Origin of the sequence: Staphylococcus gallinarum (assembly GCF_029774255.1) — a bacterium.
Taxonomy (GTDB): Bacteria; Bacillota; Bacilli; order Staphylococcales; family Staphylococcaceae; genus Staphylococcus; species Staphylococcus gallinarum.
Genome location: NZ_CP069082.1, coordinates 573,550 through 598,453, shown reverse-complemented (window position 1 = coordinate 598,453; position 24,904 = coordinate 573,550). Strand labels below are relative to the sequence as shown.

22 protein-coding genes and 1 pseudogene are annotated in these 24,904 nt (G+C 33.2%); 8 read left to right on the top strand and 15 right to left on the bottom strand.

Annotated elements, in window-relative coordinates:
• Positions 1-130 precede the first annotated feature (130 nt).
• The 3 genes from JN168_RS02495 to JN168_RS02485 all read left to right on the top strand — a co-directional run bounded on the left by JN168_RS02495 (position 131) and on the right by JN168_RS02485 (position 3,896).
• Positions 131-2,158, top strand: coding sequence for a cation:proton antiporter (locus JN168_RS02495; protein ID WP_232155412.1), 2,028 nt, complete (start codon positions 131-133; stop codon positions 2,156-2,158).
• 299 nt (positions 2,159-2,457) lie between these two features.
• Positions 2,458-3,270, top strand: coding sequence for a membrane protein insertase YidC (yidC, locus tag JN168_RS02490; RefSeq protein WP_279526146.1), 813 nt, complete (start codon positions 2,458-2,460; stop codon positions 3,268-3,270).
• Between the two features lie 125 nt (positions 3,271-3,395).
• Positions 3,396-3,896 carry a GNAT family N-acetyltransferase gene (locus JN168_RS02485; protein WP_042739247.1) on the top strand — a complete coding sequence of 167 codons (501 nt, stop codon included), beginning with the start codon at positions 3,396-3,398 and terminating at the stop codon, positions 3,894-3,896.
• Between the two features lie 331 nt (positions 3,897-4,227).
• Here the strand turns inward: JN168_RS02485 and pcp are convergent, their stop codons facing one another.
• The 7 genes and pseudogenes from pcp to JN168_RS02450 form a co-directional block, all read right to left on the bottom strand.
• Positions 4,228-4,869 (bottom strand): pyroglutamyl-peptidase I, encoded by a 642-nt coding sequence (pcp, locus tag JN168_RS02480; RefSeq protein ID WP_229366569.1) that lies wholly within the window; start codon positions 4,867-4,869, stop codon positions 4,228-4,230.
• Positions 4,870-4,894: 25 nt separating this feature from the next.
• Positions 4,895-5,820, bottom strand: a pseudogene (locus JN168_RS02475) (DUF979 domain-containing protein).
• Positions 5,813-6,517 (bottom strand): DUF969 domain-containing protein, encoded by a 705-nt coding sequence (locus tag JN168_RS02470; protein ID WP_279526145.1) that lies wholly within the window; start codon positions 6,515-6,517, stop codon positions 5,813-5,815. The pseudogene JN168_RS02475 and the gene JN168_RS02470 overlap by 8 nt, the downstream one beginning before the upstream one ends.
• Before the next feature lie 168 nt (positions 6,518-6,685).
• Entirely contained in the window at positions 6,686-7,126 is a 441-nt protein-coding gene (locus tag JN168_RS02465) for a DUF805 domain-containing protein (protein WP_042739243.1), read from the bottom strand.
• 111 nt (positions 7,127-7,237) lie between these two features.
• Entirely contained in the window at positions 7,238-8,836 is a 1,599-nt protein-coding gene (locus tag JN168_RS02460) for a M20/M25/M40 family metallo-hydrolase (RefSeq protein ID WP_279526144.1), read from the bottom strand.
• Between the two features lie 188 nt (positions 8,837-9,024).
• Positions 9,025-9,789 carry a MerR family transcriptional regulator gene (locus tag JN168_RS02455; protein ID WP_279526143.1) on the bottom strand — a complete coding sequence of 255 codons (765 nt, stop codon included), beginning with the start codon at positions 9,787-9,789 and terminating at the stop codon, positions 9,025-9,027.
• A 146-nt stretch (positions 9,790-9,935) separates the two neighbouring features.
• On the bottom strand, positions 9,936-11,327 hold the full coding sequence (locus JN168_RS02450; protein ID WP_042739240.1) for an MFS transporter: 1,392 nt from the start codon (positions 11,325-11,327) through the stop codon (positions 9,936-9,938).
• A 436-nt stretch (positions 11,328-11,763) separates the two neighbouring features.
• On the opposite strand from JN168_RS02450, the gene JN168_RS02445 reads away from it, so the two are divergent.
• The 4 genes from JN168_RS02445 to lrgB all read left to right on the top strand — a co-directional run bounded on the left by JN168_RS02445 (position 11,764) and on the right by lrgB (position 15,528).
• Positions 11,764-13,521, top strand: coding sequence for a sensor histidine kinase (locus JN168_RS02445; RefSeq protein ID WP_232139602.1), 1,758 nt, complete (start codon positions 11,764-11,766; stop codon positions 13,519-13,521).
• On the top strand, positions 13,518-14,273 hold the full coding sequence (locus tag JN168_RS02440) for a response regulator transcription factor LytR (RefSeq protein ID WP_042739238.1): 756 nt from the start codon (positions 13,518-13,520) through the stop codon (positions 14,271-14,273). Before JN168_RS02445 ends, JN168_RS02440 begins: the two co-directional genes overlap by 4 nt.
• A 119-nt stretch (positions 14,274-14,392) precedes the next feature.
• On the top strand, positions 14,393-14,830 hold the full coding sequence (gene lrgA, locus JN168_RS02435; RefSeq protein ID WP_042739237.1) for an antiholin-like murein hydrolase modulator LrgA: 438 nt from the start codon (positions 14,393-14,395) through the stop codon (positions 14,828-14,830).
• Positions 14,827-15,528, top strand: coding sequence for an antiholin-like protein LrgB (gene lrgB / locus JN168_RS02430; protein ID WP_107511849.1), 702 nt, complete (start codon positions 14,827-14,829; stop codon positions 15,526-15,528). The genes lrgA and lrgB overlap by 4 nt, the downstream gene beginning before the upstream one ends.
• A 205-nt stretch (positions 15,529-15,733) precedes the next feature.
• Here the strand turns inward: lrgB and JN168_RS02425 are convergent, their stop codons facing one another.
• The 7 genes from JN168_RS02425 to JN168_RS02395 form a co-directional block, all read right to left on the bottom strand.
• On the bottom strand, positions 15,734-16,495 hold the full coding sequence (locus tag JN168_RS02425) for an alpha/beta hydrolase (protein ID WP_042739235.1): 762 nt from the start codon (positions 16,493-16,495) through the stop codon (positions 15,734-15,736).
• 18 nt (positions 16,496-16,513) lie between these two features.
• Positions 16,514-17,206: an ABC transporter permease gene (locus tag JN168_RS02420; protein WP_042739234.1), complete on the bottom strand. Its 693-nt coding sequence runs from the start codon at positions 17,204-17,206 to the stop codon at positions 16,514-16,516.
• Positions 17,206-18,150: an osmoprotectant ABC transporter substrate-binding protein gene (locus tag JN168_RS02415; protein ID WP_279526142.1), complete on the bottom strand. Its 945-nt coding sequence runs from the start codon at positions 18,148-18,150 to the stop codon at positions 17,206-17,208. Before JN168_RS02415 ends, JN168_RS02420 begins: the two co-directional genes overlap by 1 nt.
• Positions 18,151-18,165: 15 nt before the next feature.
• The gene (locus tag JN168_RS02410; protein WP_107511847.1) at positions 18,166-18,801 is read right to left on the bottom strand and encodes an ABC transporter permease; all 636 of its coding nucleotides are present in this window, start codon (positions 18,799-18,801) and stop codon (positions 18,166-18,168) included.
• Positions 18,801-19,979, bottom strand: a complete 1,179-nt coding sequence (locus JN168_RS02405) for a betaine/proline/choline family ABC transporter ATP-binding protein (RefSeq protein ID WP_279526141.1) — start codon at positions 19,977-19,979, stop codon at positions 18,801-18,803. Before JN168_RS02405 ends, JN168_RS02410 begins: the two co-directional genes overlap by 1 nt.
• A gap of 407 nt (positions 19,980-20,386) precedes the next feature.
• Positions 20,387-20,947: a TetR/AcrR family transcriptional regulator gene (locus JN168_RS02400; RefSeq protein WP_042739230.1), complete on the bottom strand. Its 561-nt coding sequence runs from the start codon at positions 20,945-20,947 to the stop codon at positions 20,387-20,389.
• 100 nt (positions 20,948-21,047) lie between these two features.
• Positions 21,048-21,638: a YdeI/OmpD-associated family protein gene (locus JN168_RS02395; RefSeq protein WP_107511844.1), complete on the bottom strand. Its 591-nt coding sequence runs from the start codon at positions 21,636-21,638 to the stop codon at positions 21,048-21,050.
• A 188-nt stretch (positions 21,639-21,826) separates the two neighbouring features.
• On the opposite strand from JN168_RS02395, the gene JN168_RS02390 reads away from it, so the two are divergent.
• Positions 21,827-23,164 carry an APC family permease gene (locus JN168_RS02390; protein WP_042739228.1) on the top strand — a complete coding sequence of 446 codons (1,338 nt, stop codon included), beginning with the start codon at positions 21,827-21,829 and terminating at the stop codon, positions 23,162-23,164.
• 322 nt (positions 23,165-23,486) lie between these two features.
• Here the strand turns inward: JN168_RS02390 and JN168_RS02385 are convergent, their stop codons facing one another.
• Positions 23,487-24,659: an MFS transporter gene (locus JN168_RS02385; RefSeq protein ID WP_424141396.1), complete on the bottom strand. Its 1,173-nt coding sequence runs from the start codon at positions 24,657-24,659 to the stop codon at positions 23,487-23,489.
• Positions 24,660-24,904 lie beyond the last annotated feature (245 nt).

Sequence of the window (24,904 nt, the reverse complement as noted above, 5' to 3'; positions counted from 1 at the left end):
ATCAATTTAACTTTAGTAAAGAAGCTATATTTATATGCTTGTTACCATCAATATATTTATAATTTTATTACCTATATATTGTGAAAAATGGTAAAATTTAAAACAACAAAAAATACGAAGGACGGGTATCATGACTTTACTAGAAGCTTTTTTAATTTTTATTGTTGCTGTTGTCATCAGCTCCATTTTACATAATAAATTCCCCAAAATACCTACAGCTTTCATCCAAATCGCATTAGGTGTGGGACTTTATATATTGCCTATACCAGTTCACTTTCAGTTTGATTCTGAAGTGTTTATGATGGCAGTTATCGCCCCATTGTTATTCGTTGAAGGGGCCCACGTTTCCCGAACTAAATTACTCCAATATCGAAAACCCATAATTCTAATGGCTATGGGTCTCGTATTTACAACCGTCATTGGTGTCGGCTACTTTATTCATTGGATTTGGGCAGACTTACCAATGCCTGCTGCCTTTGCCATTGCGGCAATCCTTTGTCCGACAGATGCAGTTGCTGTGCAAGCAATCACTAAAGGAAAGGTATTGCCTAAAGGAGCCATTTCAATTTTAGAAGGTGAATCCTTACTAAATGATGCTGCAGGTATCATATCTTTTAAAATTGCTGTTGCCGCTTTGGTAACTGGAGCATTTTCAGCATTTGACGCCATAGAACAATTTATTATTTCGACTATTCTAGGTGTATTAATCGGTATCATCGTCGGATTTCTCATTGTTCGATTACGTATCTTCCTTTCAATGCATAAAGGATTAAAGGATAGTAATACAATGATATTCATCCAATTATTAACACCATTTGCCGTATATTTAATTGCAGAAGTCGTTCATGCGTCAGGCATTATCGCCGTGGTTGTGGCAGGTTTATTACATGGTTTTGAAAGAGACCGATTAATTCGTGCACAAACCGAATTGCAAATGAACTACAATCAAATATGGAATACATTAAGCTATGCATTAAATGGTTTCGTATTTGTAGTCCTCGGCTTTATTGTTCCTGAAGTAGTTGGCGAAATTGTTAATAAAGAACCTGAGAACATTAAATTTTTGATCATTACAACATTGATGATTGCTTTGGCAATTTATGTGTTCCGCTTTATTTGGGTATTTATTTTATTTAAGACATTCTATTATCCAAACAATATCCAATCGTATTTAAATGACCAAACGGAATCTCCACCAACACGTTTGCATTATGCATTTATTATGACGATGTGTGGTATTCACGGTACAATTTCATTATCTATGGCCTTGACCTTACCATCACTACTATCTGCTAATGTTAAATTTGAATTTAAAAATGATTTGTTATTTATTGCATCCTTGATGGTATTAATTAGTTTAATACTGGCACAAATTGTGTTGCCTTTAATTACGCCTTCAGAACAACGCGTTGAATCAAAATCTATGTCTTACCCAGCAGCTAAGACCTATATCGTAGAAAATGTCATCAGTTATTTAAAACGACGTTCAAAAGAAGATAAAACTGTGAATTATAGTCCTATTATCTCGGAATATTTCGATGAGTTATTCTTTTTACTACAGATGACACCAGAAAATAAAAATACTAAAGAAGTTAAACGATTAGAACTGTTGGCAAGTGAAAAAGAGACTGAAGTTTTAGAGAAGCTTATTGAATCTAATAAAATTGATAAGCAGACAATATTTAATTATCGTTCTGCTTTAGAATCTTCAAGACAATATAAAGAAGCTACTGCACTACAAAAATTAAAAGTATTTGCTAAGATGCTTATATTAAGGGTTAGAGCTAAACGAAAAGTGGATCAAAGTCAAATTGACCACTTTAAATCTAGCATCCTTGAAGTTCAAAAGGTAATGCGAATTGTACATCATCATGTCACATTAGCACTAAAAGCTGAGCAAAATAAAGATAACGTATTAGAAGTCAGTATCGTATTAAACCAATATTACTCTCGACTACGTAACATACGTCGTCGCCGTGAAAATAAACAAAACTATCCTGTAGTTGCTTCAACTCAACCATTAAAATTAGAAAGTTTATATCTACAAAGACATTATTTAGATGAGCTTATTAGTAATAAGCAAGTAGATGCAACCGTAGCTGCTCAAGTGAGGGAAAATATAAACTACAATGAGATCGTTATTGCAAATGAAAAATAAAATATAATAAAGTATATTAAAGCACAAATGCTATGGCACTTTTGCAGAATTCATTATTTCGAATTCATGCAAAAGTGCTTTTTATTTATTTGAAAATAATGATAAACAATAATCCTAGTTAGATTTAATACTAACTACCTTATACATATGGTTTCTCGGATTCACCTGTTTATTGCTCATAGTCTCTTTGTATTTATATCTTTTTCAAAAATTTATTTACACATCAAATTTGCTTAATTAAAAGATTTAATTGTGTTAAAGTAATATTTAAAAAAAACATTTTTTGGAGGATGCCATAGATGCAACGTAGATGGATTAGTTTGTTATTTATTCCTATTTTACTGACAGCATGTGACAATACACATAGTGAACAACACCAAAGTTTATTTAACATCATTTTTGTTAAGCCGATAGATTGGCTATTGCATAGTCTTGGACATCTATATGGCGAAAACTATGGTCTCGCAATTATCACTATTGTAGTTATTATTAGATTATTTCTGTTACCTTTTATGGTTATGCAAGTTAAAAACATGCATATGATGCGAGAAAAAACACAAATCGTAAAGCCTGAAATTGATGAATTAAAAAAGCATATTAAAGACTCTAAAACACAAGAAGAAAAATTAAAACACAATCAAGCATTAATTAACTTATACAAAAAATACGATATCAACCCTTATAAAAATATGATTGGATGTCTGCCAATATTAATACAACTTCCTATCTTATATGGTTTGATTATCACATTGAAATATCCAAGTAGTGATGGTATCGATCGTTACCCTCACTTTCTTTGGTTTAATTTAACAGAACCTAATTTATGGATTTCACTGATTGCAGCAATCGTATATTTCTTCCAACCTTTAGTAAATTCAAGACATTATCCAAAAGACCAACGAACAAGTTACTATGTTTTAATGGTATTATCACCTATTTTCATAACTTATATTTCATTACATTCTGCTGCCGCTTTAGGTTTATATTGGACTGTAGGTGGCTTATTTTTAATTATACAAATGCATTTCGCACATAAATACTACCGACAAAAAGCACAAGTAGAAGCAAAAGCATTACAAGCATCACTTAATCAATCTCAATCGCACGGCTAAGTTTCCATAATTTCAGTATATTCTAAATATCAATTTAACAAACAATATAAGCGATTTAATAATTTCTTTTTTTAAATTAATGGTGCTATAATATAATCAATTTATATTGCGAGGGGGGGCATTGTATGGAATTTACAATTAGACCTTTAACAGAAGCTGACAAACACGGTAAAGCTATTGTCCATTATGAAAGCTGGATGGAAACATATAATGACATCTCAGTAAATGATTACCTTGAGAATCTCGATAAAGAACAATTTATAAAAAAATCTTCTTTACATGATGCGCCAACTTTAGTTGCTATTGTAGATAATGAGGTCGTGGGCTTTATTTCATATGGTAAGGTTAAACATCCTACTTCAACAGACGATTGGAGTGAGATATATGCGCTTTACTTATTAGAAGATTACCAACACCATATGATTGGATTCGCCCTTACCCAACGCGCACTTGAACTTTCGTTTCCAGATAATGTTACATTGTGGGTAGTTGAAGAGAACGATAATGCTATACAATTCTATGAACAAATCGGTTTTAAACAAACTGATGCACGCCAGCCAGTATATTTCGGAAAAATGTATAATGAAATACAAATGAATTATATTAGACAAGACCACGATAATTAAATATTCAATTTGTAAGTAATTAAAAATCAAGTATAAAGAAATTTAGAAAATAATTTCTAAATTAAATAAACCCCACCAAAAGATTCCGTCTTTTTGGGGGGTATTTTTTATATTAATACTAATTATTATATTCTTCCAAACTAAGAAGGTCATATCGTCTAGGTATTTAGTCATTTTAGTTGCTCTCTCAATCATTCTAATACCGATTCTATAAAGCAATTAAGTTTGCTAGTCTAACTCTCGGATTCATTAAAACTTTGTAACATTTCAAAGCACTATACATGACATGGTGTGTCAAACATATATTTAGTGCACAGGTCTTTCATATAATTTAATGTGTAGATCCTAAAGCAATCTTGATATCTTCATCCGAGTCAAATGCTACTTCAATAGCTGCAGTCAATCCTTTCACAATTGTGTCGAGTGACATGGATGGTTGATTTGCTTTATGAACAACCTGTTCTGGGATAAATGGCACATGAATAAAACCAAATTTAATATTCGGGAATTTCTGTTCATGTAAATAACCTAACTGATACAAGATGTGATTACAGACAAATGTTCCTGCCGAATGAGATAAACTTGCCGGTACTCCCTGCGCTTTCATAGCTTCGGTCATACGTTTTACTGGTAAATTAGAAAAGTAAGCTGTCTCACCATCCCTTTGAATCTTTTTATCAATAGGTTGTTGACCTTCGTTATCAGGAATACGCGCATCATCAATATTGATACCTACACGTTCTGGTGTAATCTCAAACCTGCCTCCTGCTTGTCCAATTGCTATCACTATGTCATAAGTTTCATTTTGTAATTTTGATTCTACTAAATCCTTAGATTTATTAAAGACAGTCGGTATTTCTAATTTATCTACTGTATGATTTCCAATTCTATCAGGAAGTAATTTTACCGCTTCCCATGCTGGATTTAATACTTCTCCACCAAAAGGATCAAACCCTGTTACTAACATTCTCATAATTCAAAACCACCTTGTTTTTAATTTAAAAAGCCCAAAAATACATTAAACCAATATGTACAATAATTAATATTGCAGCAATTGGTGCTTGTGCTTTTATCACACCAAATTCTTCTTTCATCTCTAATAAAGCTACAGGTAATGTATTAAAGTTTGCTGCCATCGGTGTTAATAATGTGCCACAAAATCCGCCTGTCATTGCCAAGGCACCAGCAATGACAGGGTCTCCACCTTGTGCAATAACAAAGGGTAATCCAATACTAGCTGTAATAACGGTAAATGCAGCAAAGGCATTGCCCATTAACATGGTAAACAATACCATGCCTAACACATATGCAACTACTCCAATAAAATGATTACCTTCAGGAATAATGTTAGAAATCCCTTTAGAAATAACATTACCTACACCACTAACTGTAAATAATACACCTAATGCCGCCAAAAATTGAGGTAAAATACCTACTGTGCCAATCTGTTGTGTTAACCTATCGCTATCATAGCCTATAAATTTAAATTTTGGTTTAATAATCCAATAGGCACTGATTAGACCAATTATTGATGACACACCTAAACCAATTGCCCCTCCTAAAGGTGTCCAATTCGATACTATTATAGCTACAGCAGCCAAAACAATTGCAGGTATAAATAGTTTGTTGCCAAATCGCGTAGATCCTTGATCTCCTTGTTGCTCGTTAACATCTACTATATTGATAATTACGACTTGTTTAAATAATGTAAGTACCCCCATTAACACAATAAATATACCATTAATAACATTTGGTAAATAAGGACCAAACATAAATATGACTGCTAATAATATCCAAAATAATGCCGTCCCGTATCTTTTTTGTGTTTCTTAGCTTTTAATACGCGACCAGCTGTATATAATAACTGTAGGCCAATCAGTATGTAAAAAATTTCTAAAATCTGATTCAGCAGTGATTCACTCATTATGTTTCACCTTCTTACGTGTATACTTTTTATCTAAATATTTATCAAATAAAATATTATTTAACCAAACAATAATTAAGACTATTACTGCAACTGGTAATGAGGCTAAAACCAAATCCATTGCTTCTACCTTTATCTTTAACGATTTGAAAGTTCCGACCATTAACAATATCCCTGCTGCTCCTACAAATAAATTTTGTCCAAAGAAATTACCATAATTTTCCATTGCAGAAGTTTGAGCTTTAATTTTTTCTATGTCTTTAGAGTCTATGTCCTCATCTTTCAGATCATACCTTGTTTTTAACGCACCTTGTACCATTGGATTAATTAAAGGTCTGACAAATTGTGGGTGACCACCAATTCTAATAGAAGCGACTCCTGCTAATTCGCGTATAATTAGATATATAGTCATCAACCTACCACTTGTGACTTGCTTTACCTTCCCAATTAGTCGAGATGCCTGTGTTTTCAATCCAAATCGTTCTATTAATCCTACCATTGGCAGTGTTAATATAAATAAAGTCACCAATCGATTATCGACAAATGCTTTGCCAAGCGTTTCCAATATGGCAGCAATGTCTAACCCAGATACTAGTCCCGTTACAATAGCAGCAGTGAGTATAACAGCAATTGTGTCTATTTTAAAAATAAATCCTAATACAATAATAAGAATTCCAATTAATTTTAACCATTCCATTTTTTCACACTCCTTTAAAAACAGTATAACTTATCAAACTTATAAAGATTGAATTTTCAGACATTTTCATAAAAAAATCCCCTTTTCCTATAACAAGTGAGCTGTTATAAGAAAAAGGGATTAATTAAATGTATAATATATTTCATTATTTAATAGAAATGTTACATTTTATAGCCACTTCAACGCTTCATCTGACGTAGATTTTGAAGGTAGTAACGTGACATAAATAAGTAAAATTGTACTTATTAACTCAATAATATTTAAACTGATTGCTACACTATTAATTTGAACAATATCAAATGTTATATTAATGAGCACTGAAAATGCAATTAAAATAATTGCAGAAAGACGCTTCCTACCTGCATCATAGAAGCGTCGCAATGTTACTGCAATCATCGGTACAATAATTGCCAATCCAAAAATACCGACAAGTGCTGACAATATTGCACTAATAATAAAAGCACCGGTAATAAAACTGATTACACCAATTAATGCGACAACAAATACAACTATAATATGTATTAACACCGGGGTCCAAAACTGTAATCGATTGGATTTCCCTTTAAAGTCGACATATCTTTTCCAAAAATCCTTATAGGCTTCTAACATTTCACAACCACTCCATTTTTCCTTGCATTAACTTTATATCCGAGATATTGTCCTTACTGTTCATACCCTTTTCATCATAAATCCATGCACAATAAAATTTTAAATAATCGGTTAAATATATTGTTTTATTATACTATTTAAAATTATAGGTAATTCCTTAAATGCACTTACTTTATGTAGTCTTTCACTAACTTTATGTGCATCCTTTCCAATTGGTCCACATAACAATGTTGGTGCACTAATCTCTTTAATTGCTGAAAATGGTATATCATACGTACGTCTAAAGTTAGGTGCGTTACGTTCGTAAACTTCTATCTGTTCTAAATCACCATCAAATTTGAGATAACTTGAATCACTAATACCATTAAAGTAATGCACATGATTGCTCGTACGATTAAATTCAGTTAACATCAACTGCTGTACATGTGTAATGATACTTTGTAATTGCTGATTATCTGATGCATTGACAGCAGGATAATATGGAGTTGCAAAGAATGTTACCACAGCTGGCGTTATATCTCTGCATAGTTGTATTAATTCATCTACTACAGCAACACTCTGTAAATTTAATTCAGACGTTTTACCAATTGCTTCATCAATGATTTGCTGAACCTTACCTTTACCATGTTGTTTGATTGCATAATCTAATAATTGTTCATAGGTCAACACATTTATCTTTGTCTCAAATGGTAAGCTTTCTGTTTCTAAAATATTTAATAAATTGTTCTCACAACGTTCAATTGCTGAAATTACTGTATCAATAAATTGACGATATACTTGCTTTGGCATGCGCTGATATAAAAATAAATTATATAAGCTAAAGGTTCTAAATGGTGTTTGTACATCATATGCTTGTTTATTATCTTTGCATATTAATGAAACTGGCACAGGTGTTGATTCTTGCTCATATGTTTCTTTAAATGCTGTATTGTATTCAATCGCTTGGTTAATATAACTCATCATATAATTCGAACTAACACCTTCAAACGGATTGCCAACATGTGTTTCTTTTCCATAGCATAAGACCCCAGGCATAATCTTTCCTATTGATCCAGAATAAATATAATGTGCTTCTTCTAAGCCACTCTGTTGAAATGTTGGCTCACTATTTAAATGAAGTTGAATATTTAATTGATATTGTTTAGTCAATTCTGCCAATTTTAATACAGCTTTACGCATACCTGAAGAATTCACTTCTTCATCCGGTACCGTAATGAGTACTAAGTTAATATCCCACTGTTCTACAGTTGCTAATTCTATCAATGACAAATGTAGCATTAAGCCAGCTTTCATATCCATAATTCCCCTACCAAATAGATATGTGTCACTATTTAAATCTTCAACCGCTTCCTCACTTAGATAATTACTATATTGCTGAAATATTTTCTTCAGCGCTTCAGGATTTGTAGCTTCTGATTGAAAAGAACCATAATCCTCTATACCAACTGTGTCATAATGACTGATTAATGTGATGGTCTTTTTAGAAGTTGGAGCTTGATAAAATGCCAAGACCGCCTCTTTATCATCTTCTGTTGGCACTAAGTGAATGTGATCTTTATGCTCTTGAAAATAATTAAGCTGTAACAGTAATTGCTTCACAAAGCTTGGAAATGTCCTTTCTCCTGTAGAATGCGTAATCGTCTGATGATTGACCAGTCGCGTTAGCAATTCCTGTCTTTCTTCATATGTTTGCCACAATAACTTCTCCATACAAAGCCCCCTTATAATCATTTAATTAATTATAATATGGTTTATTTTTCATATGCAATTTATTATAACTTTTTAGTGGAAAATATACACTTATTATAAATAGCTGTTTATAGAGAGATACACTTAATATCATGTCATTTCACTTCAACATATGACAGTTTATTTCTTAATTTGATTGTTATTGCACTCTATGTTTCTTTACCAAGAAAATGCATAATGGCATCTCTTAAAAATTGTGCCCCTCCTTCTATATGTTGGTTGTAATAATGTGAAAATGAATCATCCGTAATATATATTTCTGCTAATCCAGCGTGTGCTTCTTCTGTATAATCGTTCCAGGTGTACATTAACCATTGCTTATGTTTCGTAACTAATTGTTTTGCTAATAGTGAAGATGGATTCCCTATATAAGTTGCCTCAATCAACAACTCAATAATTTCTTGTTCTAAGCATTTAAATGCTTGATAATCCTCTTTGGTCATCGATTGAAATTTATAATTGCTATTATCAATCGTTTCATCACCGTAATCTTTTCTAATTTGTGCACCATATTTTTCTTCATTATTGCGTATGACTTGCGCTTTAAAACCTTCAAATTTTTCTCGATCTGTCATCTCTAATTCTCCTTTTTTACTAGCAATTGTTTTTTCCACAGTTTTTATAATATTTTCAATTCTATTTCTTTTTTCCTTTAACTTAACAACATGATGATTTAATGCTGCAATTTGATTAAATTGTGATGCCGTTAAAATATGCTTAATATCTGCAATGCTGACATCTTGTTCCCGAAAGAATACAATCTGTTGTAATTTATCAACTTCTTCACTGGTATAAATACGGTAGCCAGAATCATTAATATAACTAGGTTTAAGCAATCCTATTTGATCGTAATATCTCAAAGTACGTGTCGTTACGTTTGATAATGTTGCTAACTGACTGATTGTATATTCCATACTTTCCCTCCTTGTTATATATGATATTAGTCCCTAACGTAAGGTTAACCTCAAGTAGAAACTCAATTCTTTATTTATATAACAAAAAAAGACTTGAATTAAACGTTTTGTCTAATTCAAGCCTCTCCATTATGCCTTATTTCGTATTAATTATTATACTGACTTTTTGGTACTAATAAATAAACAGCAATAAATGCAATAATTGCTAATGCAGCATTAAATAGTAATCCGTACATTGCACCGATATGAATATTATAAACTGCAGTCATTACACTGAATAATGACCCTGAAATTGCAACACCAAATGAGTTACCTAAAGATGAAGCCATCTTATAAACACCTGATGCAACTCCTACTTTATCTTCAGGAGCTGTTGAAACTGCTGTATCTGTTGAAGGTGTGGCATATAATCCTAGACCTACACCGTAAACAAGATAACCTAACACACACATAATGACATATGGTACTGTTGGTAAAAATGTAAGTGATATCATAACGATACCTAAAGCATTTAAAGCAGCACCGATTAACATTGGTCGTTTAGGACCAACGGATTGCAGTATTTTCTCACCAACTCTTATCATTACTAGTACTGCAATCAGGTAAGTAATTGTCATTACACCTGATTGGAATGAACTAAAGTGTAACCCAGATTGGAAATAGGTATTTGCAACGATTAACGTACCGGCAACAGCATTGAGCAAGAAGTTCGATACGACAGCGCCACTATAACCTTTATGTTTAAATAACTTGAAATCGATTAATGGATTTTTAATTCTATTTTCAAATAAAATAAATGCAATTAACGAAATTACAAACAATATAATTAAAGAGATGATAGCTGTCGAGAACAAACCATAGTCCTCAGTTTTAGTAATAATTAAATTCAAACTTAACATTGAAATGATTAAGATTACTAATCCTCCAATATCAAATTTAGCACGTTTTGAAACTTCGGTTTGTACACCTTTTGTTTCAGGCGTATGTTTGATTAAGTACATCGCTAACAATGCTACGATAATAGAGATAATAAATATTGAACGCCAACCAATAAACGTTGACATAATGCCTCCGAAGAATGAACAGATCCCTGTTCCACCCCAAGAACCAATAGACCAGTAACTTAAAGCACGTTGACGTTCACGTCCAATATAATATTCATTAATAATTGCTAATGTTGATGGCATGATAAATGCCGCTGACAAACCTTGTACTGCTCTACCGATAACCAATAAAGATGTAAAGCCAGGAATGATAATCATCAATGAACCAATGACACTTAAGATTAAACCTATATAAGTCATTTTTACTCTTCCATAACGATCAGCAAGACCACCTGCCCCCACGACAAATAATCCACATAATAGTGACGTTAGACTGACCGCGACATTAATTGTGCCATAGTTAGCATCAAAAGATGATTCTAAATCTGGTACAATGTTCACTAATGATGAAGCGAATAACCAAAAAGTTATCACACCTAAAAAAATCCCAAAAAGAAGTTTATTATCTCCTTTAAAGGTTTGTGATGTTTCCATAATTCAATTTCCTCCTAATATATCCGAGTGATTCAAGGACATACATTTCAAAATGGATATACACGCCTTTAAAGTTCATACCAATACGTATTCCTTCTAAAAAAGTCTATATCTATTTCAAAATGATTCCTATAAAAATATAATAAGGTTTAACAAAACAATAAAAGTAAAATGCTATTAAATCTAACTCAAATTACTTCGAATTATGTTTATTATTTTAAACCAATATATCTACATTACCACTTTAAAAATACAAAAGCTAAAAACTAGCTCTTATCGTGTAAAAGTAAACTTTTATATTAGCAAATTTATCTAAATTAAATTTCTGAAATATTAACTTTTATTGATTCACCAGATATTAAGTCAGCATGAGTATGTTGATTTGATTATTCTTTAGTATAATAATTCTATAAACTGAATTTCGAAGGCGGTTACTATGTTTAATTTATTTATTTTATTATTGGAACGCGTTGGTTTAATTATTTTAATTGCTTATATACTTATGAATATCAATCATTTTAAAACAATGATGAATGAACGTGATAAACGTCATTCCCAATGGCAATTGATTATCATTTTTGGATGCTTTTCAATCTTGTCTAACTTTACAGGCGTTCAAATTTTAGGAGATCAAGTTGTTAATGGTGCAGTATATAAGCACCTTGCTCCTGACGCATCATTAGCCAACACACGTGTATTAACAATTGGCGTGTCAGGCTTAATTGGCGGTCCATTTGTCGCTATTGCCGTGGCAATTATTTCCGGTCTCTATCGTGTTTATATAGGTGGTGCTGATGCATATATCTATTTAATTTCATCAATTGTCATTGCCTTAGTTTCCGGCTATTTCGGTCATAAAGCAATACGTGCCCGTCGATATCCAACAATCCTGAAGGGTGCTTTAATTGGTGGTACAACTGAAATTATACAAATGCTCTGTATACTAATCTTTTCTAATAATACAGAACATGCTTGGACACTTGTAAAATTAATTGCCTTACCTATGATTTCAATTAACTCAATCGGTACAGCTATCTTCTTATCGATTATACTTTCTACAATTAAAAAGGAAGAAGAGACAAGAGCAATCCAGACACATGATGTACTACAATTAGCCAATCAAACATTGCCTTATTTCCGTTCTGGCTTAAATGAACAATCCGCTAAAAAAGCGGCAGAAATCATACTTAATTTAATGCAAGTTTCTGCCGTAGCAATTACCAACAGAAAGGATATACTTACTCATGTTGGGGTCGCAAGTGATCACCACGTCGCACAAAAGGCAATCATTACTAATCTGTCTAAAGATGCAATTCAATCTGGAACGCTTAAAGAAGCTTATTCTAGTGAAGATATTGGCTGCAACCATCCAGGTTGCCCACTTCAAGCTGCCATCGTTGTACCTTTAAGAATTAAGGATAAAGTCGTTGGCACATTAAAGCTATACTTTACCAATGTCAATGACGTTACCTATGCTGACAAACAATTAGCAACAGGTTTAGCGGATATTTTTTCTAGTCAATTAGAGCTGGGTGAAGCTGAGACACAAAGTGCACTTGTACGTGATGCAGAAATTAAGTCATTGCAAGCACAAGTTAATCCACACTTCTTTTTCAATGCCATTAATACAATTTCAGCAATGGTACGAATTGATAGTGAAAAAGCACGCACGTTATTATTACAATTAAGTCAATTTTTCCGTTCTAATTTGCAAGGTGCACGAAATAATCTCATTTCATTGGAAAAGGAATTACAGCAAGTCAAAGCTTATTTATCATTAGAACAAGCACGTTATCCAGATCGCTTTGAAGTCGAATTTATTATAGACAGAAATTGCTATAATGCCTTAGTGCCCCCATTTGCCATACAGATATTAATAGAAAATGCAGTAAAACATGCCTTTAAAAATAGAAAATCAAATAACTATATACAAGTTATTGCTAAGCAAACTGATAAAGGGTTAAATATATCGGTACATGATAATGGCCAAGGTATCCCAGCTGATAAATTAAACATTATTGGGACGACAACTGTAAATTCAGAATCTGGTACTGGAAGTGCACTAGAAAATCTAAATCGACGTTTAGATGGTCTTTTTGGTAATACTGCAAATTTACATTTCCAATCTAATCATGCTGGTACTATTGTCAGTTATACTATCCCTTACCATTTAACTGAGGAGGCAAATTTATGAAAGCAATCATAGTGGACGACGAGCCATTAGCAAGAAACGAACTTCGTTATTTATTGAATGAAATTCGTCATTTTGAAACAATTGATGAATCTGAAACGATTTCTGAGACATTAGAACTCTTACTTTATGATGATTATGATGTCATCTTTCTCGATATTAATTTAATGGATGAGAGTGGTTTGGCATTAGCCGAAAAAATTAAAAAAATGAAACGTCAACCCTTTATTATCTTTGCAACTGCCCATGACACATATGCTGTAAAGGCATTTGAACTAAATGCAATAGATTATATTTTAAAGCCTTTCGAACAACAGCGCATCGCTCAAGCGCTCAGTAAAGTTGAAAGTGCACTCACAATGCAACATGAACCAAATTCAAAAACGATAAATGTAACTACACAAAACGACCAACCAGACGATACTCATGCTACCTTACCTATTGAAGTAGACGAACGTATCCATATCATTAATCATACTGATATCATAGCCATATCCGTTAATAACGGTATTACTACCATTCATACTAAATCAGATGACTTCCAAACAACTGAACCGTTAAATCATTATGAAAAGAGACTATCAGGTAATCAATTTATGCGTGTCCATCGCGCTACAATTATCAATCAATCACACATACAAACGATAGAACATTGGTTTAATTATACCTATCAATTAACCATGTCAAATCAGTTAAAAGTACAAGTCAGTCGTTCTTACATGAAACAATTTAAAATAGCAATGGGTCTTAATTGACAGTTAACCTGACATTTATGCAACTCAGCATAAACAATTTGTAACTCACAGTAAAAGCCCTCTGTAGAAATCGCTTTCATTTTATAATGAAGTCAAGATTAATACAGGGGGCTTATACTATGGAAGCAAACAAAAAACAAACCACAGAAAACACATCAAAGACTTACAACTTTTTCCATCAGTCATTAGTGATTGCAATTATTTTACTTATTTCAAATATTATCGAAAGCTTTATGCCAATCCCTATGCCAGCTTCGGTCATCGGTTTAGTATTATTATTTATCGCATTATGTACGGGCATTGTTAAATTAGGCCAAGTAGAAAAAGTTGGAACAACATTAACAAATAATATTGGGTTCTTATTTGTACCAGCCGGAGTCTCAGTCATTAACTCACTCGGTGTATTAAGTTCTAGTCCAATACTCATTATTTTATTAATTATAATCTCAACACTTTTATTGTTATTATGTACTGGATTTTTCTCTCAAATGTTAATTACAAAATCCTTTATTCCTAGAAAAGTTAAAAAACATAAATTAGCGGAGGAAAAAATATGATTGAACATTTAGGTATTAACACACCCTATTTCGGTATTTTATTATCTCTTATTCCTTTTATCATAGCGACAATGCTTTTTAAAAAGACAAACGGCTTTTTCCTATTCACACCGTTATTTGTATCAATGGTTGTAGGTATTGCATTTCTAAAAATCACTGGAATCAGTTATGAAAATTATAAAATTGGTGGAGACATTATCAACTTTTTCTTAGAGCCAGCAACAATTTGTTTTGCTATTCCTTTATATAAACGTAGAGAAGTTTTGAAAAAATATTGGGTTCAAATTTTAGGTGGTATCACTTTAGGGACAACTGCTGCACTTATCTGTATTTACCTTATAGCTGGATTGTTCCAATTTTCTAATGATATTATCGCATCGATGTTACCTCAAGGCGCTACAACAGCTATTGCGCTACCTGTTTCAGCAGACATTGGCGGTATTAAGGAATTAACTTCTTTAGCCGTTATCTTAAATGGTGTGATTATATATGCACTAGGAACTAAATTAATTAAACTATTCAATATTACCAATCCTATTGCTCGTGGTTTAGCATTAGGAACAAGCGGTCACTCTTTAGGTGTATCGTCAGCTCAAGAATTTGGAGAAACAGAAGCTTCAATGGCATCGATTTCTCTAGTAATTGTAGGGGTAATTGTCGTAATTGTTGCACCTATCTTAGCCACAGTTCTACTATAAGAATAACTATAGTGAGCAACCTCGACAAAAACTCACAAAAAACAGCCGATAAATGAATTTTATTGGCTGTTTTTTAAATCATATTTTAAAGTTTAACGACTCTATCTTCTCACTAAATATAGTGATTAAAGTGCAATATCTCATGAATCAATGTATTGGTATAATCATATTTTTAAATTTGATTTATGACGTTGTCGAATTTTCACTAAGGTGTCATAAACCAATCAATTGCGCGTTTAATAGCTTTATCCCAGTATTCATAATCATGTTTCCCCGGTCCTTCTTCAAAATGATAGTCAATATGGTTCGCATCTAAACATTTTATAAATTGCTTATTGTCACTTAGTAATTCATCTTCTGTTCCACACATAATGAGTAACTCGGGTACAGCTCGCTGCTCTGTGCCTACTTGTTCTACTAAATAATAAGGATCAAGTTCTGTCTGTTCTGTTTCCTTATCAATTCCCGCAATTGCTTCACCGGAAAAATCGTGCCAATCAATATTAAGTAATAGTTGTGGATTAAATACAGAAGATAGTGGTGCAGCCTTACTAAATCGATGCCCTTCCGTCAATGCATATTTAATCGTTCCATAACCACCCATCGAATGACCTGCAATGAAGTTATCCTCTCGCTGTGTTGAAAGAGGCAGAATTTGATGTGCATAATCAAATACTTCTAAAATATAATCATAATATTTATGTCCAAACGCCATATTACTATAACCACTGTGGTCTGCTTTAGGCATAATGATAGCTAATTGATGCGCTTCAGCATATCGTTCAATACTCGTATAACGTGTATATGATGTTTCATCACTTGATAAACCGTGTAACAGCAGTAATGTTTTTAGTTTCTTAGGTGGTGTTGCTGAGCTAAAATGACTATCGTCTTCAGGTAAAATCACCGTGAATGGGTGACTCATGCCTATCGTTTTTGATTTATAATGAATTGAAAGTATTGCCAAATTTAAACAGCCCTTTCTCTATCGGTCAATCCCTTGAGGTTGATGTTTCTGTTCTTTTATACTCTTTTGAGAAGGATCGAGACGTTTTTCTAATAATCTTAAACCAACGTCTATTAAAATAGCAATTAAAGCGATAGGAATTGCACCAGCTAATATGAAAGTTGTTCCATCTGTTGCATTCGTACCACGAATGACGATATCACCTAAGGTAGGTGCACCTATAAATGATCCGACTGCCACTACTCCAATTGCTACGACTAATGCGATTCTCAAGCCACCCAGTATAACCGATAGTGACAATGGTAATTCAATCATACGTAATACTTGATTACGTGTCATACCCATACCCTTACCAGCATCTTTAATATTTTCATCGACACCGTTGATACCGTCAAATGTATTTTTTATGATCGGTAGTAATGCATAGAAAAATACTGTCACTACAACTGTATTTGGCCCTAAGCCCATAATTAGCATTAATATAGCTAACATAGCAATCACTGGCACTGTCTGAATAATATTTGCAATGGTTATAATAATCCAAGATAATTTGCTATATCTTGCAATTATAATACCTAAAGGTATACCAACGATTGCAGCAAATAGTACCCCGTAGACTGACATCAGTAAATGTTTGATGAATAAATCCCATAGGTAGCCAAAGTTCACAGCATAATATTCAATTAATTGTTGGATTAAATTGCCTTCCATTATTTTTGACCACCTTTCACATCTTTTTCAAAGTAATTATGTTTTTCCAAGAATTTCTCAGCAACAACTGCAGGTTCTTGACCTTCGCCATCAGCTTGATAATTTAAAATTTGCATATCTTTCGTCGACACTTTATTGTGTAGTTTTTTTATAATTGGTCTTAATTCAGGATGCTTATTCAATAATTTATTCGTTGCTACAGCACTCGCATCATATGGTGGGAAGAAGCGTTTGTCATCTTTTAATACTTTTAAATCATATGCGGCAATACGTCCATCCGTTGAATACCCCACTGCTACATCTAAATTTTTCGATTTCAATGCATCGTATACGAGGCCAATTTGCATTGGTCTTACCGTATTAAATTTGTACCCATAAGCTTGAGTAAAGCCTTTGTAGCCATCACCTTCACGGTTTAACCATGAACTATCGACCCCCAATCGTAACGCCTTACTATGACGTTCTAAATCAGAAACCGTTTTTAAATTATATTTTTCTGCAGTTTCTTTCGTCACCATAAATGCATACGTATTAGCAAAACCATACGAATCAAAGAATGTTTGATTAAATTTCTTTTGAAATCCTTCTTGTGTGACTTGCATGGCTTTTTTAGGATCTTTGATTGGCTTTTCCTTTAATGCACCTGTTAAATCTGTACCGTCATAGCGTGCACCAGACATATTGGCATCTCCGTTAACTAATGCATTATGTTGAATCGTACTGGATCCTAAATTATTAATTAATGTTGGCTTTATTTTCCCATGTGTATCGTGTTCTATTAATAGTCTCAACATATGTGACATGATTTGAGACTCACTCGTTGCTACTGCTGTGATTTTGACATCATCATCCGTACTTTTACCACCTAAGCCAGGGAGGCTACAGCCAGTCAACACCGTTAGACACAATACAAGCAGTATCGTAAATTGCTTAACCTTTCTCATAATGTCCTCCTTCAGTTATCTGGAAACCTTTAATCCCTTTGGCACAGCCCACTTTTCAATTCTAGATAATACAAAATCAACGACTAAGGCTAATAGCGTTACTAGAATCGCTGCACTGACAATCATCATCGGATCATACAAATTCAATCCATTAAAGACGAAATCGCCTAATCCACCTGCACCGACATAACTAGCTAGTGTTGCCCAGCTAATTACGTAAACCGAAGACAATCGGATGCCTCCTAATATTAATGGTAATGCCAATGGTAGCTCTACATCTTTCATTAATTGAAAGCGTGTCATACCCATACTCGTTCCAGCTTCTTTAATGTTTTTATCAATATTTTGAACACCAATAACCGTATTATTTAATATTGGTAACAAGACATATAAAAACAATGCAACAATTGCTGGCATTTTACCGACACCAAATATAGGTATCATTACAGCTAACACTGCCAATGTTGGAATTGTCTGCAACACACCTGCAATCGTCAATACAATATTCGAAGTACGTTTTAATTTTGATAATAATATCCCTATCGGAACAGCTACAACAATTGCAATCAATAATGCAATGATTGATATGTAGAAATGTTCTACCGTCTTCGATATCAATTGACCGCCATATTGTTCAAGAAATGCTTTCATTATTTATCAGCTCCCAAATTTTCCGGCTCAACGATGGCATCTTGTTCGCTCTCAGTTGTTTCATCACCCCAGATGCTATCGTATACGATATCAACTAAATTAGCTCTTGTTACTAGACCGATTAATGTTTGACCATCTTTGTCTACAACAGGTACATTACGTACATTTCGTTTCAATATTGTGCGCACTGAATCTTGTAATTTACTATCTATGCGTACACGATAAATATCACGTTGCATAGTATCAATTAGCTCTTTTTTCGCTCTTAAACCTTGGTTAATGTCTTCAATATCTAAATAACCAAGTAACTTTTCATTTCTTCCTGTGACAAAAATTGTATCAACACGTCGTTCTCGCATGATTTTAACCGCTTCATCTAATGAACTATCAGCATGCACTGTAACTGGTTTAATCATTGCATCTTCTACAGTTCGCATATTTGGTCGGTCTTGGATCAATCTATTTTGACCAATAAAGTCACGCACGAAATCATTTGCTGGGTACCGCAAAATATTATCAGGTGTATCGAATTGCACTACACGTCCTTCTGACATAATACAAATTTTATCTGCTAATTTAATCGCCTCATCCATATCATGAGTTACAAAAATAAATGTCTTACCTAATTTTTGCTGTAATTCTTTAACCAAATCTTGCAATGTATCTCGTGTAATTGGGTCTAAAGCACCAAACGGTTCATCCATAAGGATAATATCTTGTTCAGCAGCCAACGCTCTCACTACACCAATACGTTGTTGTTGACCGCCAGATAATTGTGAAGGATAACGATCCAAATATGATTCTGGTAAGTCGACTAATTTAATTAATTCTTTTGCTTTTGATTCTTTCTTTTCTTGGGACCATTTCAACAATTTAGGCACTAAAACAATATTTTCTTTAATAGTCATGTGTGGCATCAAACCAATTTGTTGAATGACATAACCAATTTCTCTACGTAATTCTACCGGATTCATTTTACGTACATTTTTACCATCGATAGAAATGGTTCCTTCTGTTGCCTCTATCATTCTATTAATCATTCGCAATGCGGTCGTCTTACCACTACCACTAGTACCAATAAATGCTATAAATTCCCCAGACTCTATATCTAATGAAATATTATCTACGGCTTTTTTCCCACCACCATAGATTTTAGTTAAATTCTCAATCTTTAACATATGGCCATTCCTTTCTAATGCTATGTATGTTTTATTTTCAATCGTAAAAAAGATAAAAGGACTACTTGTGGATGTTATACAAATTCTAAAATAAGTAAAAACATGAGCACAAATAGCCCTTCATTTGTATGATCATATAAAGCATTTCTTTGAAAACGCTATACACGACGCATTCAAACTTTATTTTGTTCATCCTACAATTATTTAGATACCCTAACTTCCCATAAAAAATACACTTTATTTAACTATTATAAGCAAGATACATTGGTTAGTGTACCAACTGGACGGTTTAGTTACAACCCTATAACCATCAAATTAAAGGGAATGCTCGAAGTTTAAAACTCGGTCATTCCCTTTAGCTAGAAGCGATTCACACTTATTTATATCATGTGAATAATTAATTTAATTTATTGTTCAAATGTACGATTTGTTGTTGATTTTGAATAATTTGTTAGTCTTTCTAAAACTGCTTCACGCATCGACTCATCTAAGGCATCCAAACCAAAAATTTCAGATAACCATAAACCATCGACTGCCAATCTCATAATCGTTGCATCAATCTTATCTAGACCATCATTTTCAATGTATGATTGCCATATCTTGTAGGTTTCTTGTAACGGCGATAACAAATGTCTATTATTTCCTTCTGCTGCTAACATACTTGATGTAATTGCGGCATTTTCAGAGCGATGTTCACGAGTAGCTTCTACAAATGCACGCAACCATTTACCTTGTTCATAAATATCGGCAGCTACCCTTTCAGCTACATTATTCCGATATATTTTGTCAGCGTGATCCACAAGTCCTTCAATTAAAGCTGTCTTACTTTTAAAATGATATAGTAAACCTCCCTTGCTCACGCCCGCACGCTTTGCAACGGCATCTAAAGTGAGGTACTCACTACCGTATTCATTAACAATCGCTGCTGCAGCATCTAATAATTGCGTTTTCTTTGAAGTTCTAGGCATTCATACACCTACTTTCTTAAATAATTTTACTGTTAGATATTACTATATTTTTTAATAACTAACATTATATTCTTGTAACTGATTGTTTTATAAAGCATAGCTATTTATCATTCAAACCTTTACCATTCAATATGTGATCAACGTATTTTTCAACACGTTGTTCTCTTGTAGCGGCTCTTTTTGCTTGTCCAATATGATACATATATTGTCTTTGTCTACCAGGCGTTAATTTATAAAAAGCTTCCTTGAGTGCCGGCATTGACTCAAATTTATTACTTAATTCTTCAGGCATTTCATACTCTTCAGTTGATTTCATAGGTACTTTTTTTCCAGACTTTTCAATTCGAATTGCTTCTGCAAGATACCACTTTATTTCCTCTTCTCTCTTGCTAATTTCTTCCAAACTTTCAAAACGTAACTGTCTTGCAGCTTGAACATTTTTAGTCTGTTGAATTAAGGTCTGATAAGGATCTTCCATAATGGCACCTTTTTCAAAAAGCAATGCACAATAATGCTTGAAATCCTGAATAATCACCACATTTTTATTATTTAAGGTATAGCATGGATGCATCCATTTATAATCTTCATCTAATTCAGTTTCTTGAATCCATCTTCTTAGTATCTTAAATTCATCTTGCCACTGATTTAATTTTTCTATAAACGCATCAACTTTACTGTTATTTTCAACCATTTATAATCCCCCAATTTAATGATTTCAGTATATTCATATCTTACTATGATTTGCCCTATTTAATCTATAATTAATCAAAATCGACTCCCAAGCAAAGTTTTCCGATAAACATACTAGGAATTATGTATAATCTATGCTATTCTATTTTTATTCATTTTTGAATATTTTAATTTTATAGGGGTGATTAAATGGAACAAACGAATAATTTGAAGAAAGTATTAGGCTTCACAGATGTCATGGGCATTGCCATTGGACAAATAATCGGAGCTGGGGTCATGTCTCTCACAGGTATCGGCATTCAAATGACCGGTAGTGGTATTACACCAGCCTTTATATTATCGTCTCTTATCACATTACTGACAATGTTTCCTATTGCAATATTAGGTTCTGCTTTACCAACTACTGGTGGTATGTACCAATATACAAGTCGATTATTATCACCAAAGGTTGGTATTTTTTGGTTGTTATTGTTCATGTTAGTGCAAATCACTTTGTCGCTCTATGCACTGTCCTTCGCACAATATTTAGAAGGTTTGTTACCTGGCATCCCAATAAGAACAGTTTCATTTATACTTATAACATTATTGTTCATCGTCAATATTGTCGGAGTGAAATCCGCTTCTATAGTTGGTAATTTAATGGTTATCACATTGATTATTGCATTATCATGCTTTATTATTTTAGGATTCCCACATGTTAACTTCAAGGTCTTTAACACACCGACAATGTTCCCTGATGGCTTTACCGGATTCTTTACTGCAGTAGGTCTAGTATCCTTTGCTACAGGTGGTGCACAAGTAGTAGCAGAACTAGGTGGCGAAATGAAAAATCCTAAACGCGATATCCCTATTGTGATTATTGTGGCTACAATATTTGTTGGATTACTTTATGCTTTTATAGCTTCTATTGCGGTTGGTGTATTACCGATACCAGAAGTTGCAGGTCAACCACTTACGAGTGTAGCGCATAAGGTATTACCGACACCTGCGTTTATATTTTTTATGGTAGGAGGTGCGATGTTTGCTCTCGCCACAACGCTAAATTCTACATTTACATGGGTTACAAAAAGTTTATTGATTGCTATCAAAGATGGTTATCTCCCTAAATCATTAGGTCAAGTTAACCAACGATTTGGCACACCTCATTGGCTATTATTTATCTTTTATCTAATAGGGGTCATCCCAATCATTACTGGCATGTCGTTAAATGTAGTAGCACAACTTGGTACAGGTATTTCATTAATTGTCTTTGCATTTCCTGCATTAGCTGTGACTCAATTACCTAAAAAATATCCCGATGCCTATCGTAATTCGCCTTTAAAGGTGCCTTATCCTTTATTAGTAACAATTGCCGTTAGCTCTATTATCGTCTTAATTTACCAAAGTTATTTACTTATCTCAGATTTAAAGACGGGTTATATCATTGGTACATTACTTTATATTTTATTTGCTTTGGGTGTGGCACACTTTTCGAATAAAAGAGCTAACTTGTCCACTCAACATATTGCACTTAGTACTTCAAAATAATACATCTCTCATTAGTACAATAAATATGATATAAAAAACATTAAAACAGTAGGATGACAAACACTTCAGTGTGCACCGTCCCTTATAAGTTGTTCACTTTTCAGTGTTAACTTATAAGGGCACACATAAATGTCTCATCCTACTGTTTTCTTTCATAAGTTTCTTCAGTTCTACATGCTTCTAAAACCTTAAAGTGTTAACCTTCTCAATACATAAAAAACATGTTTTTCTTAACTGTACAATTTTATATTGATGCATAATTAATATTAATAGCTGCAATATTTTTCACTAAGCTATCTTGCACTCAATTAATAGTCATTAATTAATCGTGTTTAACTCTATATTTAGAAAGTTGATTTAAACTAATAATAATGATTAAGGCAATCACACCAATTGTTGCAGAGAAATAAGTAGTTGCATGAACATCTAGATTTGATACAACGAGTCCGCCTACAACACCGCCAATTGCAATACCTGCATTTAAACTAGACATATTCCAGCTCATCACCTGGCTTGTGTCACCATCTACATGTTCAATAATCCCGCTCTGAACTGCAGGATTTGTACTCCACTGCATGATATTCCAAATAAAGATAATTGCTAACAACATCACAGTTCCTGTTAAGAAGAAATTCAATGACAGCAACATTACAATGAACAATATAGTTGCTATCGTTAACCAACGTTTACTCGTTAATTTATCAGATAAGAAACCTCCCATTGATGTTCCGATCATACCTGCTACACCGTTTATTAATAATGCTATTGAAACAAATGACAAATCATGCCCTCCAGATAGCATCAATGGATTAATATAAATAAACGTCACTGAATTAGCAACTAATAACAAGAAGGTAATAGCTAAATATTTAGCTACTTCAATAGGTCGCAGAATTCGACCTGTTGTAGCTTGCTTAGTCTGTTGTTTGTTATCGTTATTCGGTGAAGGTTCGATGTTTGAATTTGGAATATATATATACATCAATATGCCGACAAGCACACTAACAATAACGATAAAAATAAATGTATAGCGCCAACCAACAAGATCACCAATAATTGTCCCTATAGGTACCCCAAAGACATTAGTGCCACTAAATCCAGAATATACAATACCAATCATTTTCCCACGATTTTGTGGTGCAGTGAGTAGCGCAGTTAGGGCCAATATTTTCACAACGATTAATGCAGCTGCTGCCGAAGAAATGACTCTCCCAACTACAAGTATTGTAAAATTCGGTGCCATCGCTATCATTAAGTTCCCAACAATAAATGCTAGCAATGTCCATAACAATACTGGTTTAGGTGAAAATCGATTGGTTAGCTTTACTAGAATAGGACCAGCAATTGCAAATGTTATTGCATATAAGGTTACTAATTGACCTATAATCGCTTCTGATACATTTAAATCATGACTCATCAAATTCATAATACCTGCAACCATCATTTCAACCATTCCTACTATGAAAATACTCAAAATGAAGGTCACTACTCGCATTGAAGACATCAATCCCACTCCTTTCCGTTCGATTTATTATAAAATTTCATAACTTCTCTATTATAAACGATGACTTAATGTGTTTAAATAACTTTTAATCATATCGTTATAATTATCGTGATTTAATTATTAAATTTATAGTATTAGAGCTAAACTTTCCCTTGGTTAAACTGCCTTTTGATTCTTAGCATCAATTTTATTGAAATCCTTTATAAAAACATCATAAAAACAGAAGTTAAGTATGA

Coding starts and splice junctions, on each gene's coding strand:
- JN168_RS02460 (WP_279526144.1), bottom strand. CDS start 8,836: ATGGAGAAGTTATTGTGGCAAACATATGAAGAAAGACAGGAATTGCTA.
- JN168_RS02455 (WP_279526143.1), bottom strand. CDS start 9,789: ATGGAATATACAATCAGTCAGTTAGCAACATTATCAAACGTAACGACA.
- lrgB (WP_107511849.1), top strand. CDS start 14,827: ATGATTGAACATTTAGGTATTAACACACCCTATTTCGGTATTTTATTA.
- JN168_RS02495 (WP_232155412.1), top strand. CDS start 131: ATGACTTTACTAGAAGCTTTTTTAATTTTTATTGTTGCTGTTGTCATC.
- lrgA (WP_042739237.1), top strand. CDS start 14,393: ATGGAAGCAAACAAAAAACAAACCACAGAAAACACATCAAAGACTTAC.
- JN168_RS02390 (WP_042739228.1), top strand. CDS start 21,827: ATGGAACAAACGAATAATTTGAAGAAAGTATTAGGCTTCACAGATGTC.
- JN168_RS02395 (WP_107511844.1), bottom strand. CDS start 21,638: ATGGTTGAAAATAACAGTAAAGTTGATGCGTTTATAGAAAAATTAAAT.
- yidC (WP_279526146.1), top strand. CDS start 2,458: ATGCAACGTAGATGGATTAGTTTGTTATTTATTCCTATTTTACTGACA.
- JN168_RS02450 (WP_042739240.1), bottom strand. CDS start 11,327: ATGGAAACATCACAAACCTTTAAAGGAGATAATAAACTTCTTTTTGGG.
- JN168_RS02420 (WP_042739234.1), bottom strand. CDS start 17,206: ATGGAAGGCAATTTAATCCAACAATTAATTGAATATTATGCTGTGAAC.
- JN168_RS02400 (WP_042739230.1), bottom strand. CDS start 20,947: ATGCCTAGAACTTCAAAGAAAACGCAATTATTAGATGCTGCAGCAGCG.
- JN168_RS02470 (WP_279526145.1), bottom strand. CDS start 6,517: ATGGAATGGTTAAAATTAATTGGAATTCTTATTATTGTATTAGGATTT.
- JN168_RS02465 (WP_042739243.1), bottom strand. CDS start 7,126: ATGTTAGAAGCCTATAAGGATTTTTGGAAAAGATATGTCGACTTTAAA.
- JN168_RS02385 (WP_424141396.1), bottom strand. CDS start 24,659: ATGCGAGTAGTGACCTTCATTTTGAGTATTTTCATAGTAGGAATGGTT.
- JN168_RS02405 (WP_279526141.1), bottom strand. CDS start 19,979: ATGTTAAAGATTGAGAATTTAACTAAAATCTATGGTGGTGGGAAAAAA.
- JN168_RS02485 (WP_042739247.1), top strand. CDS start 3,396: ATGGAATTTACAATTAGACCTTTAACAGAAGCTGACAAACACGGTAAA.
- pcp (WP_229366569.1), bottom strand. CDS start 4,869: ATGAGAATGTTAGTAACAGGGTTTGATCCTTTTGGTGGAGAAGTATTA.
- JN168_RS02440 (WP_042739238.1), top strand. CDS start 13,518: ATGAAAGCAATCATAGTGGACGACGAGCCATTAGCAAGAAACGAACTT.
- JN168_RS02415 (WP_279526142.1), bottom strand. CDS start 18,150: ATGAGAAAGGTTAAGCAATTTACGATACTGCTTGTATTGTGTCTAACG.
- JN168_RS02410 (WP_107511847.1), bottom strand. CDS start 18,801: ATGAAAGCATTTCTTGAACAATATGGCGGTCAATTGATATCGAAGACG.
- JN168_RS02445 (WP_232139602.1), top strand. CDS start 11,764: ATGTTTAATTTATTTATTTTATTATTGGAACGCGTTGGTTTAATTATT.